The sequence below is a fragment of the Mucilaginibacter sp. P25 genome (genome assembly GCF_050859465.1).
In the GTDB taxonomy this organism is placed as follows: domain Bacteria; phylum Bacteroidota; class Bacteroidia; order Sphingobacteriales; family Sphingobacteriaceae; genus Mucilaginibacter; species Mucilaginibacter gossypii.
On the sequence record NZ_CP193937.1, the window covers coordinates 5,146,947 to 5,159,740 of the forward strand.

Consider the following 12,794-nt stretch of genomic DNA (forward strand, 5'->3'; position numbering starts at 1 on the left):
CTTGGCTGTCTATTGTTATTTATATTAACGTTCGCTCAGGATTTAATATGTTGGTTGGTAAACCTGGGGGCGACATAAATTCATTTAAAGCCTCCAGGTAATGGCAGCCGGCTTTGTTAACGCCTTTCATTTTTCCTGCTGTTCCGTTTAATATTTGCTGTATTCTTTGCTCATCCGTAGAAGACACAAAGCCCGCAACACAGCCGGCGGATTTGGATTGGCTTAAACAAATGGAGGTTAACTGTTTTTTAATGGCATTCACCACTATGCAGCTTTTTCGCAGTTCGCACCATTCAACAAACCTGTTGATGAAATGGTTGTTGATCTCTCGCGCGGCAATAACCTGACTTTGCCTTTTCTGAATAGTTTCACTGTTAACAAGCGAGAGTTCGTCAATATTAACCAGTTTAATGTGCGGTAATTCTGATGCTGCGGGTTCAACATTGTTGGGTATTGCCAAATCTATAATCAGTTTTTCACTGCAATGTTCAAGATCGGATTTAAGAATTACAGGTGTAGCGGAAGCGGTGGCAACGATGATAACATCTGCATGGGAAATGAGTATTGGCAAATCTGCTATATGGCCATAACTAATATCCATTTCTTCGGCAAGCCGCTCTGCCTTATCAACAGTCCTGTTAACCAAAGTAATACGAACCTTTTGTCCCAGGTAATCTTTAATGTTTTTACATGCACGCTGCCCCATTTTACCTGCCCCTACAATCAAAATATTTGTGGCATCAGCATGATATTGCTTAATGGATTGCAGAGCTGCAAATGATACGGAAGTAGTTCCTTTGCTGAGGCCCGTTTGATTTTTGATCTGCTTTGAAGCTTGCAAAACAGTGTTATATAGCTTTTCCAAAAAGGTATTGATAAAACCACGGTCCTTCGCAAACCTTACAGCCTGTTTAAACTGCCCGATAATTTCATAGTCTCCAAGTATCTGCGAATCTAAACCAGCTGCAACGTTAAACATATGTTCAACCGCGCCAAGGCCTTCCTTTTTATAGCAGTGACCCTTAAATTCTTTTATTTCGCCATTGGTAACACTGCATAACAGGTTAACCAGTTCATTTGGCGTATTGGTTACTCCGTAGATTTCGGTACGGTTACATGTCGACAAGATAAATAATGAGCTAACGCCATAATTACCGGCCTCTTTCAATATGGCTTCATATTGCTCGTTTGAAATTGCAAAACGGCCTCTAAGCCGGGCGTCCGATTTTTTATAATTAATTCCGACCGCGTAAAAATTTTCGATCCCAGTTATGCTGCTCTTATTATTCACGCTTTTAAAACTTTAAATTGTATAACAGGGAAATGACCGTTCGTTTACTGGGGGCATAGCTTACCTCAACTACTTTCATAACATTATTTTTATGAGGTAAAGTTGCGATGTTCGGCAGGTTAAAATAGTGACGGCCGTCACTTATACAATTGATTGTACACCCGAAACCGGTTCAATTGATTAATAAAGCAACATAAAAAACAATCACAGGGATATTTACCTGTGATTGCGATGATGTACAACAGCCGGCAGATCGGGATGCATAGCATGTATCACAACATCAACAGCTCGAGGGATACTGACACAAATGTGACGGCGATCATGCCCTTAACTGACCGGCAGCATTTTGTTTAAACAGTGATGAGCTTAGCTTTGGTCAATTAATATTCGCCGTTATGTTAGGAAAATTGGAACAACCGGAAATTGAAGCGTTGCTTAGCCGGCAGGTAATCGGCCGTTTAGGGTGTCATGCCCAGGGCACCACGTATATCGTACCCGTTAACTATGTATACAAGAACGGCGTAATCTATGCGCATTCCGGTCCGGGAAAGAAAATTGAAATGATGCGAAAAAACCCTAAAGTTTGTTTTGAAGTTGATGATATAAAAAACATCTTTAGCTGGAAAAGTGTCATAGCCTGGGGTACATTTGAAGAAATTACAGACATAGCGGAACAAGAGCAGACAATGCAGTTACTGATCCACCGGGTTATGCCACTGGTGGAACATGCTACAGACCATCCCTCCCATGGTATAACCGCAAATGAGTATGATATTGGCGACAAGATCGACCTGATCGTCTATAAGATCAGGATAGACAAGGTCACCGGCAGGTTTGAACATCATTGAGCTGCATAAATAATATTAATAATCAACACATTAAACTTTGGGCCTTGTGCATTCTGTTTTTAGCTTTTATATAAAGTACGGAATTATACAGTTAAAAGCTTTTGGAATGGGTCAAACTCAAACTAAAGGAATGAGCCCGATAAATACTGGGCTCATCACATGATTAATTAAGACTGTTGTCCAGATTTTGGCATGCGCTTCATTGACAGGCCGCCTCTGGTTTTTAAGATCCGGTTGTTATTTGTAATCCGGATTTTGTATAAGTACGCCTCCGCTCTTGTCAATTTCTGTTTGAGGCAGCGGCCAATGGTAAAACTTATCCTCAAAATGATAATTGATAAGGCTGGTTTTTACCGCGTTAAGTACCGGGCTGGCAATATGCCATCTTAACAGATCATAGTGACGCAAGCCTTCGAAAGCAAGCTCAACACGGCGTTCGTGCCTGATGCGTTCACGCATCTGATCTTTGGTATACCCGGCCGGGTAAGCCGGCATATTTACCCTTGCGCGCAAATCGGCCATAGCTTTATAAACTGTTGCATCAGGGCCGGCAATTTCATTTTGAGCTTCTGCATACATCAGCATCACCTCACCTAAACGCAGTATAACCGCATCCTGCTGGCTAAGGGTTGAAAAGCCGTAAGGGATATTATTGGGTTCAAGGAATTTGATAATTCCGTAGCCTGTAGGCCTCAGGTTTGAAGGATGGTGAACTTTGCCAGGGCCAAAATAAACCGAATCGGCGTATACTGTTTCGGCCAGCCTCGGATCGCGGTTTTTGAATTGATTTTTGGTATCGGTCAATGGCGAAGTGCCATATGGTTGTCCATCAGTACACTCGTAGGCATCTACCATATTTTGCATAGGCGCACAGGCATCCCAGTCGCCGTAATACATGTCCCACGGAGCTGTGTTGTTTGGCGCAAGGAAGTTAACCGAAAACATGATCTCGGTATTATTTTTCTGAGTTGCATCCCTGAAAACATCCTCAAAGTTGGTACTCAGTTTATATTGTGCCATCAAATCAAGACATAGGTTTTTAACCTGTGTAAGCATGGCGGCATCAGGCGTACCAGTGCTGCCAAATGCTGCAAATAACAAAACCCTTGCCTTTAATGCCTTTGCAGATGAAGCTGCAGCGTGGCCGCCGTTAGCATAATAAGCTGCAGCGTTCAAATTGGCAATACCATAATCCAGGTCGGCAATGATCTGGGCAAGCACCTGCGCCGCAGGTACTTTAGGTTGCTTTTGATTGCTGAGGTTAAGCGGTTCCACAACCAATGGTACATCACCATATATGCTATATAACTGGAAGTATAGAAAAGCCCGGATAAACCTTACTTCGCCTTCATACACCTTACGCTGGCTATCAGATATATCTGAACCTTTATAAGTACCTAAATTTTGCAAAAACAGGTTTACCCTTGTAATACCTATATAACTATCGTTATAAATGGCAGTTTCATAACCACCTGTAGTGGGGTTAAAGTTGCCTTGCACAAAATCCTTGGCAGCACCCGAATTAAACTGATTGTAGCCGTTATCAGTAAAGCCATCCCTGAAGCCCATGCCATAGGAAAATTCTTCTGGCTGAAGGGAAGCGTAAACCGCTGCCAAAGCCGCGTCAAAGTCTGCTTTCGTTTTATAGAAAGTTGAAGTGGCTATCTGATCATTGGGGTTTAGATCAAGAGCCTTTTTACATGCGCCTAAAAACAGCGATGTAATTAATATGATGGTTATTATAATTCGATTTTTCATGTGGGCTAATTAAAAGGAAACGTTCAAACCAAAAGAGTAGATTTTATTTTGCGGGTACTGCACCTGGTCTCCGCTGCCATAACGCTCAGGATCAAGGCCTTTAAAATTGGTTATGGTTAACAGGTTATCGCCCGCGAAATAAACCCTTAACCTATTGATACCTACTTTTTTAGTAAGCTGTGACGGCAGGGTATAACCAAACACCAGGTTTTTAAGCCTCAAATACGATGCATCCTGCAGGAAATATGATGACCTGCGGCCTATTTTATCCGGTGCACTTTGCCCGAAATAAAGACGCGGCATAGTGGCTGAAGGATGTTCAGGAGTCCAGGCGTTCAACCAATCGGTAGTTGGTGAAGATCCCTGTACAAATGGTATTGTGCCCCAACCTGATACATAAGATTTAACACCGTAAACGCCTTGCATCATGGCTGATAAGTCAAAGCCTTTAAAGCTGGCCGATAAGTTAAATGAGTAGTTTAATTTTGGATAAACACCACCGATTATTGTACGGTCATTTTGATCAATTTTACCATCGCCGTTTACGTCTTTATATTTTAAGTCGCCCGGTAAGGTAGAATCAGAAAACTGTTTGGGGGAATTAGCTACCTCTGTTGCCGACTGGAAGATCCCGATAACCTGCAGCATGTAGAATGAGTTCCACGGCTGCCCGTTTTGGTTGATGGTATAATCTCCAATTTCCGTTTGACCAAATTTCACCAGTTTGTTACGGTTATGATCAACGTTTGCGCCTACATTAAAGGCTAAGCCCTTTAAAGCGCCATCAGTTATTACATTATTGTACGATATACCAAGCTCAATACCCCTGTTATTTACCGATCCGTCATTAATGGTAGGTGCACTTAAGCCCACAGCTGCGGTAACCTGTGCCTGCCTCAAAATATCAGATGTTGTTTTATTATACCAATCGGCGGTTAAATTAAAGTTTTTGAAAATGGTAACATCCAAACCAATATCGGTCATAGTAGTGGTTTCCCATTTAATGGCCGGATTGTTGAGGTTTTGCTGAGCTACGCCAGTTAACAGTGTCGAATTATCAAAAGAATAATTGCCGGTAAAGTTTAATAAAGCCTGATATGGATAGTTGGCACCATAGCCGTTCATTACTATATTTTGATTACCCAGTTGTCCCCATGAACCTCTTAATTTGAAATTATCCAGCCAGGTTAAATTCATGGCTTTTACAAAAGGCTCTTCAGTAACCCTCCAGCCGGCTGAAAACGATGGGAATACCCCCCATTTGTTTTTACCGGCGAATTTTGAACTTCCGTCATCACGAATATTGCCCTCTAAAAGGTAACGCCCTTTATAGTCGTAATTTACACGACCGAAATAAGACATTAAGGCCCATTGGTTACTGGTTCCATTTGCGTTTTGAATATCAGAACCACCTGCGTTTAACTCCTGCAGGTCCAGATCGGCAAAGTTTTTACGGTAACCTGATAAGTACTGATATTTACTTTGCTCAATACTATAACCAAATTGTGCTTTAATATTATGCCCATGAAAATTGTGTGCATAGTTCAGGTAACTGAACAGGTTGGTATATACGGTTTGCTCGTCCTGATCTGTTAAACCTTTACCCAGGTCAAGAGATGTTGCCAGTTGATTAGTGCGGAAATTATACTCATCCAACGTGGCTTTAAAGTCCTTGTACTTATCCATGTTAAAGTTCACAGCACCTTTAGTATACCAGGAAATATCTTTAGTAAACTGCACCTCAAACCAGCCCTGAGCGTTTACAGCGTAATCATTGGTGATCCTTCTGAAGTTTTGATCAAGTACAGCTATCGGGTTTTTATTGTTATACTCAAAGTCATAAGCTTTGTAGGTGTACCGCCCGCTACCATCAGCTAAATATGGACCATAAGTAGGTGCCTGCGACATGGCCGAAAGGAAAAGGTCCATAGATGAACCATCCCACTGACTTGGTGATGAAGGGTTACCGGCTACAGCACCCCTGGTGCCTGATTTTAACAATACATTAGTGCCGAATTTTATATGATCATTGATCTTTGAAGTCAGATTGATCCGTGCGCTATATCGCTTATAATCAAAGCCCCTTTCAATACCGTCCTGGTTAACATATCCCAATGACACGTTATAAGTAGTTTTTTCACTGCCACCGTTAAATGTCAGGTTATGGTTTTGTGTTACAGCAGTCCTGAATATCAGGCTCAGCCAATCGGTATTAGGATAGCGTGCCCTATCTGTAGCGTTACGATACAGATCGATCTGGTCCTGCGGATAAAGTGAGTTAGGATCTGTTGTGCCGCTGTTGATGCGTGCCTGGTTAAACATCTCCATATATTGGGCAGAATTGGTCACCAGTTTAAACATTTTGGTAGGACTGTTGTATCCTAAGTTACCATCGTAATTAACAGACATTTGTCCGGCCTTACCTTGCTTGGTGGTTACAAGCACCACGCCGTTGGCGGCCCTTGAACCGTATATTGACGCAGATGCAGCGTCTTTCAAAACAGATACATTGTCGACATCGGTTGGGTTAAGATCGCTAAAGTTACCGGGAACACCATCAATCAATACCAACGGATCAGAACCGGCGCCACTGAATGTGCTGTTACCGCGGATCCGGATAGATACAGCCTCATTTCCAGGCTCGCCTGAGCCTGTGTTAATCTGCACGCCTGGTGCAAGACCTTCAAGCATAGACGCAGTGTTAACAACAGGACGTTTATTCAATGTCTCGCCGGATACCGATGATACAGCACCTGTAAGGTTTGCTTTCTTTTGTGTACCGTAACCAACCACTACAATTTCGTTTAGTGCCGATGTTTGCTCTTTAAGCGTTACATCAATTTTGGTTTGATTGCCTACAGATACCTCCTGGGTAACAAAACCCACAAAGCTGAATACCAACACTGCGCTATTGTCATTCACAGTAACAGTATAATTGCCATCAATATTGGTTTGTACACCCGTGTTGGTACCTTTAACCTTTAATGTAACACCCGGTAAAGACACGCCTTTCTGATCTTTTACCGTACCGGTAATCGTTATAACCTGTACCGGTTTCTTTTCGGCGGGTTTGGGGGTAACTACAATGGTGGTATTGTTAATTACATAACTAAAAGGCTGATCACGGAAACATTGCTGCAAAGCTTCTTCCAATCCCGCATCTTTAAGGTCGACGTTTACAGGAAGTGCTTTTTTAGCATTTTGGAATTGTAGAGCACACTATATCCGCTTTGCCTGTGGATGTCTTTAAGCGTTTCAACAAGCGAAGCGTTATTTTTACTAAGACTTATCCTTTGCGCAAACGTGGTTGAGGCACTTACCTGAAGTATCGAAACCAGACACAAGAAGAACGACAATTTCATGATCAGAAATAATTTGGATACGGCACGGGGTATCTGCCCGCGCTTTAATGCAGTAGAATTTTTGTACATTTGAATGTTAGGTTAAATAACTGGTTGTGAGAAAAAATGATCGTTAACTGACCTGATTGCTATCCGTAGCATTGAGCCAGGGGCGGTGCGAACGCTCCTGGTTACTTTCTTTTGGGATAGCATTATGGAAGTATTAGGTTACTTCATAATGATAACCCTCCTTCCTTCAATTTTATAGTGAATACTACCGGTAAGCTTGATATTATCAAGCAATTCTTTAATGTCTTTATATTTTGAGATGGTACCGCCAAATTCATTTTCCTGAACCTGGGCATCCTGATATTCAACATCTACATCATACCAGCGGCTTATCTGCTTCATGATATTTATAATGCTTTGATCATGAAATATAAAAAAGCCGTTAATCCAGGCCATATTAGCTTCAACATCGGCCTTTTGTACTTTTATTGATGAACCATTTTGGTTTACAGTTCCCTGTTGGCCAGGCAAAAGCATTACTGCTGCCGAGCCTTTGCTCATCTTAACCGAGCCTTCAAGCAGAGTAGTTGTTATATCCTGATTATCGCTATAAGCATTAATATTAAAATGGGTACCAAATACCTGCACCTGCGTACCGTTGGCCTTAACTATAAATGGATGAGCTTTATCCCTTGCTACCTCAAAATAGGCTTCACCGTTTAATTCAATTTCCCGGTTGGCCCCGGTAAAATACTCCGGGAATTTGATTGACGATGCTGCATTAAGCTGCACCTTGGTGCCGTCTTCCAATACTACCTGGTATTGGCCGCCACGCGGCGTGGTGATGGTATTGATTTGTGGGATGCCTGCCTGCCCTTGTTCGTTTGGCTTTCTGTCAAATTTATAAACCACTAAACCGTTGGCTGCTTTGCTTACTTTTACACCAGCCCCTGCCGCCAGCTGCCCATTTTTGGCGTCATCAAGTAATATTTTATTGCCATTGGCCAAAGTGAGATATGCTTTGTTGCTCCCAGGGAGTATGGTTGTTATAGTATTCTTAACTATTGTACCTGTGATATTATCCTTTTTAACAGGCATAAACAGCAAGCCAGCCAATACAGCTATAGCAACTAATGAAGCAGCCGCCCATAGCCATTTGTAGCTCGTTTGTTTAAGAGGTTTTATGACAATAGCCTTTTGTCTGCTTTCAGTTAATTTTTTCCAAATCCGCGCATGTACATCTGCTTCACTTACCTCTTCATCATCCCAAACCTCGTCGGCTAACTGCATTTCATCGCAATATGCATCCAATAGCTGTTTTTCAGCATCGGTGCATTGGCCGCTCATGTATTTTTCATACAGCGCAAGGAACTCGTTCTTAGTTATCATCAGGTTGCAATTGCAGGTTTATATGGTGTTAGTGTAAATTTTATACCGGCACACACATACATTTTTATTTTTTTCACGCCCAGGCTTAAAGGTTAAATAATTTTGATCGGCTTTTCCTAATTTTATCCAACCAATTGTATGTACAATTCTCATATTAGTGATCAGGACCTGTGGCTTGCCGTACGTAATAACGATGAGCACGCGTTCGCCGTACTTTTTGACCGTTATTGGGTAAGATTATATAAGACTGCCTTCCGGTACCTGAAAGACCGTCAAAATAGTGAAGAAGCAGTACATGATGTTTTCCTGAATATCTGGGATCGCCGGCGTCAACTGGACATAGAATCTGTTCCCAATTTTCTGCTCTCGGCCATCCGCTACCAGGTTTATAATCGCATGCGCGCGGTAAAACGCCCGGTAATTGTGGAGTTAGATAATCTGGAAGCAGGCCTTTTCCCCGACTACAACCAGGGTGATTTCCGGATCAAAAATCAGGAGTTGTTACAGGAACTGAGTTATTACCTGGAGAAGTTGCCCAGACGCTGCCAGGAAATATTTTATATGAGCCGCATGGAAAACCTAAGTAACCAGGAAATTGCCGCCCGCTTAGGAATATCCAAACGAACGGTTGAAAACCAGATAACCGTGGCGTTGAAACACCTAAGGGGCTGTTTCAAGCAAGTTTCAACGATGCTTTGCCTGTATTATTTGTTGTTTAAATAATACCGGGGAGGTGGCGCACGGCTTTGCGAAGCCTAACATCATTTTAGGTATGAAGAGCTGCTGCGACTCCTCAGCTTTGATTAATAATTATGATTGAATGCTGATGTTAAATACATCTTTTAAAGCGCGTTTGGCGGAATGGTAGCCGCACATACCATGTACCCCTCCTCCCGGCGGTGTGGATGAAGAACAGATATAAATCCCCTTTGCCGATGTGCGGTATGGTGAGCGGCGCAATACCGGCCGGGTAAACAACTGGCCAATGTCAATTACCCCGCCGTTAATATCACCTCCGATATAATTGGGATTATAGTTTTCCAGTTGCTCTGTGTTAAAAGTATGCCTGCCTATGATGCGTTCGCGGAAACCAGGGGCAAAACGCTCCACTTGTTTTTCGATAAAATCGGTCATGTTTTTGTTTGATCCGTTGGGAACGTGGCAATATGCCCAGGCGGTATGCTTGCCCTGGGGTGCACGGGTATTGTCAAAAAGGCTTTGCTGGGCCAGCAGTACAAATGGTTTTTCGGGGTGCAAACCGTCCCAGATTTGCTGTTCACACGCAGCAATTTCCTTCAGCGTACCCCCAATATGTACCGTTCCTGCTTGTCGGGCCTCTCCTGCTTTAAACGGAATAACATCATCAAGAGCCCAGTCAACTTTAAAAACACCCATTCCGTAACGATAACGTTCCAGTTGCCATTTATACAATGATGAAAATTTATGTCCGGCAATTTGCAACAGTTGTTTTGGCGTAACATCAAACAAAATTGTCTTTGCCGATGGCAGCTGATCAAAATTATTGATGTAGGTATTGGTTTCTATCCTGCCCCCTATAGATGTAAAGTATGACGCCAATGCCTCCGCTATTTTTACCGAGCCACCTTTAGGCACCGGCCAGCCTTTTAGATGCCCGTTAACCATCAACACTAAAGCAATTGCCGATGTGGTAAGATTTGTTAATGGTAGAATGCCATGAGCAGCCATCCCGGCTAAAAGCCCTTTGGCTTCCTCAGTTTTGAAGCGCTTGGCCAAATAGTTTACTGAAGTTAAAGCAGCCAGCCCAAAAGCAGCCAGGTCGACAGGATGTTTGGGAAAAGTAAGCGGACCTAAAACATCAGGCGCCAAACCGGGCCACGAAGTTACCAGGGGCGCCATCAGTTTAATGTAGGTATCCTTGTCGGCACTTAACAGATTGGCAGTTTCAACAACGGATTTTTTAAGTACCGCAGCCGTTCCATTATCAAAGGGATGCGCTGCAGATATTGTGGGATAAATATATTCAAGGCCATGCTCATGCAGTGGCAGTGTTTCAAAAAATGGCGAACCAACTGCCAGCGGATGAATAGCTGAGCAAACATCATGCTTATAACCAGGCAGGGTTAGTTCTTCAGTACGTAAACCGCCGCCAATAGTACTTTTTCCTTCAAGCAGTAATACCGAAAGTCCGTTTTGTTGCAACAATATCGCCGCAGCAAGGCCATTTGGCCCCGAGCCTACTATTATTGCATCATAATCATGTTTTTCCGGTTTCACAGGTATCTGTATTTTTGTATTTGCCCGCGCCTAATTTGCCGTTGGTAAAACGCGCACTGACGATTTAAGCTATCAGGCACAATATACACATCATTTCTTGCCGTCTTACCTTTACGTTCGATAAATTCGGGTAATTTATCCTGCAAATGGCCCCCAATCATGCCGGCGGTAAGGTGTATCTGCTAACCCATGGCCTCCTCCTGTTAATTCCTGGTCTACATATAAACAATTAATTATACTTTCCGTATACAGTCAATATTTACATGATTTTTTGAATATTCGCAACATGAACCAAAACCTGCAGTCGGAATTTCTTTTTATTCAAAAACTAAGAGTTTTATATATAACTACAAAAATATCGTTTGCTTTTTTAAATGAACCGAATTACTATTTATGAGATGTCCTCTTTTACGATTAATTATTAGCTGTCTGATACTTTGTCTCTTCTCTTTATCTTGTAATCGATCACAGCCTCGTAATGTCAATAAAGATGGAGTTTACATCAAAAATGAGAATGGCAAATATTCACTGTACCGTAATGGTGAGCCTTTTTTCATAAAAGGAGCTTCCGGTTTTACCAATTTAAAACGATTAAACGAGGCAGGAGGCAATACGATAAGGGTTTGGGATACCTTAAATTTAGGAAGTATTTTGGATTCGGCGCAGGCACATCATTTAGCTGTAATAGCAGGGTTGCCAATGCCTCCAAGCGAAAGTATAGATGACTTTTATAAAACCTCGAAGGCCAGTGCCCATGTGAGCAAGATTGCCGGGATTGTTAATAGATTTAAGCATCACCCCGCGCTTCTGAGCTGGTGTGTGGGCAATGAGCTTGCATTCCCTTACAAGCCGAAATACAATCAGTTTTATACCATATTTAATGCTGTAGTCAACATGATCCACCAGGACGATCCGCAGCACCCGGTTACTACAACCATTATGTCCTTTCAAAAGAAAAACATTGTCAATATTAAGCTACGGACCAAGATTGACTTCATCTCGTTCAATATTTTTGGTTCGATCCAAACTTTAAATGAAGATCTTCAGAAATTCAATTGGTTTTGGGATGGCCCGTTCTTAATAACAGAATGGGGAATTGAAGGTCCCTGGACCGCCGACAGTCAAAATGCATGGGGGGCTTATATTGAAAATACCAGTACAAAAAAGGCAGAGCAATATCTTTCAACCTATGAAAAGTATATGCCGGTTAATAATTCCAGGTTTCTGGGGTCGATGGTATTTTATTGGGGGCAAAAACAGGAACTAACCCCAACCTGGTTCAGTATGTTTGATGAAAATGGCGCTGAAACCGAGGCCGTTCAGGTGATGCATTATATCTGGACGGGGCAAAAAGCGCCTAAGAAGGCCCCTGTCTTGAAATACATGTTGGTAGATGGAAAAGGAGCCAGGGACAATATCTTATTTAAGCCTGGCATAACAATAAACAGCAAAGTGTATATCGAAGATCCGGACACCACCGGCTTAACATTTAAATGGGAAATATTTGCGGAGGATTGGTTCAAACCCAATGGCGCTTTTAACCAAAAGAAACCAAAAGAGATTAAAAATTTAATAATCGGGCAAAGCGGGCCGGACTTGAAGTTTAAAGTACCCGCCACAGAAGGCCCTTACCGCTTATTGGTTTATGTATATGATCAAAAGGGCTCTTTTGCTACCTCAAACACTCCCTTTTATGTATTAAAGAATCCATGAACAATACTATAAAACCACCTTCCAAACGGCAATTATTTTATTTAAGGCTGATGATTATCATCGGTTTGCTTTGTATGTTTTTTTATACATAGCCTGCTCAGACAATCAGTTATTGGTTATCGGCCACTATATTGGCTATTAATATCAACCTTTGTTTATACCTTTTTTAAGGTAATATATGAGTGGTAT

The 12,794-nt window shown here is 42.2% G+C and carries 9 protein-coding genes; 3 read left to right on the top strand and 6 right to left on the bottom strand.

Annotation, left to right across the window (positions count from 1 at the left end):
• Positions 1 to 19: 19 nt before the first annotated feature.
• Positions 20 to 1,291, bottom strand: a complete 1,272-nt coding sequence (gene hemA, locus ACRQ5D_RS26000; protein WP_218134367.1) for a glutamyl-tRNA reductase — start codon at positions 1,289 to 1,291, stop codon at positions 20 to 22.
• Positions 1,292 to 1,686: 395 nt separating this feature from the next.
• On the opposite strand from hemA, the gene ACRQ5D_RS26005 reads away from it, so the two are divergent.
• On the top strand, positions 1,687 to 2,139 hold the full coding sequence (locus ACRQ5D_RS26005; RefSeq protein WP_090525181.1) for a pyridoxamine 5'-phosphate oxidase family protein: 453 nt from the start codon (positions 1,687 to 1,689) through the stop codon (positions 2,137 to 2,139).
• Between the two features lie 237 nt (positions 2,140 to 2,376).
• On the opposite strand, the gene ACRQ5D_RS26010 is transcribed toward ACRQ5D_RS26005, so the two are convergent.
• The 4 genes from ACRQ5D_RS26010 to ACRQ5D_RS26025 form a co-directional block, all read right to left on the bottom strand.
• On the bottom strand, positions 2,377 to 3,897 hold the full coding sequence (locus ACRQ5D_RS26010; RefSeq protein WP_091163611.1) for a RagB/SusD family nutrient uptake outer membrane protein: 1,521 nt from the start codon (positions 3,895 to 3,897) through the stop codon (positions 2,377 to 2,379).
• A gap of 9 nt (positions 3,898 to 3,906) precedes the next feature.
• Complete coding sequence (locus ACRQ5D_RS26015) at positions 3,907 to 7,050, bottom strand: SusC/RagA family TonB-linked outer membrane protein (protein WP_432327078.1); 3,144 nt, start codon at positions 7,048 to 7,050, stop codon at positions 3,907 to 3,909.
• A 23-nt stretch (positions 7,051 to 7,073) separates the two neighbouring features.
• Positions 7,074 to 7,328 (bottom strand): hypothetical protein, encoded by a 255-nt coding sequence (locus tag ACRQ5D_RS26020; protein ID WP_432327080.1) that lies wholly within the window; start codon positions 7,326 to 7,328, stop codon positions 7,074 to 7,076.
• A gap of 138 nt (positions 7,329 to 7,466) precedes the next feature.
• Positions 7,467 to 8,636, bottom strand: a complete 1,170-nt coding sequence (locus ACRQ5D_RS26025) for a FecR family protein (RefSeq protein WP_091163608.1) — start codon at positions 8,634 to 8,636, stop codon at positions 7,467 to 7,469.
• 138 nt (positions 8,637 to 8,774) lie between these two features.
• On the opposite strand from ACRQ5D_RS26025, the gene ACRQ5D_RS26030 reads away from it, so the two are divergent.
• Positions 8,775 to 9,359 carry an RNA polymerase sigma factor gene (locus ACRQ5D_RS26030; protein WP_091163605.1) on the top strand — a complete coding sequence of 195 codons (585 nt, stop codon included), beginning with the start codon at positions 8,775 to 8,777 and terminating at the stop codon, positions 9,357 to 9,359.
• 87 nt (positions 9,360 to 9,446) lie between these two features.
• On the opposite strand, the gene ACRQ5D_RS26035 is transcribed toward ACRQ5D_RS26030, so the two are convergent.
• A complete protein-coding gene (locus ACRQ5D_RS26035; protein WP_091163602.1) occupies positions 9,447 to 10,892 on the bottom strand; it encodes a phytoene desaturase family protein in 1,446 nt (481 codons plus the stop codon).
• A gap of 699 nt (positions 10,893 to 11,591) precedes the next feature.
• Between ACRQ5D_RS26035 and ACRQ5D_RS26040 the strand changes: the two genes are divergently transcribed.
• On the top strand, positions 11,592 to 12,605 hold the full coding sequence (locus ACRQ5D_RS26040) for a glycoside hydrolase family 2 TIM barrel-domain containing protein (protein WP_091163599.1): 1,014 nt from the start codon (positions 11,592 to 11,594) through the stop codon (positions 12,603 to 12,605).
• Positions 12,606 to 12,794 lie beyond the last annotated feature (189 nt).

Excerpts from the sequence above, each read along its gene's own strand:
- ACRQ5D_RS26005 (WP_090525181.1), top strand. The coding sequence starts at position 1,687 with ATGTTAGGAAAATTGGAACAACCGGAAATTGAAGCGTTGCTTAGCCGG.
- ACRQ5D_RS26010 (WP_091163611.1), bottom strand. The coding sequence starts at position 3,897 with ATGAAAAATCGAATTATAATAACCATCATATTAATTACATCGCTGTTT.
- ACRQ5D_RS26020 (WP_432327080.1), bottom strand. The coding sequence starts at position 7,328 with ATGTACAAAAATTCTACTGCATTAAAGCGCGGGCAGATACCCCGTGCC.
- ACRQ5D_RS26025 (WP_091163608.1), bottom strand. The coding sequence starts at position 8,636 with ATGATAACTAAGAACGAGTTCCTTGCGCTGTATGAAAAATACATGAGC.
- ACRQ5D_RS26030 (WP_091163605.1), top strand. The coding sequence starts at position 8,775 with ATGTACAATTCTCATATTAGTGATCAGGACCTGTGGCTTGCCGTACGT.
- ACRQ5D_RS26040 (WP_091163599.1), top strand. The coding sequence starts at position 11,592 with ATGCCTCCAAGCGAAAGTATAGATGACTTTTATAAAACCTCGAAGGCC.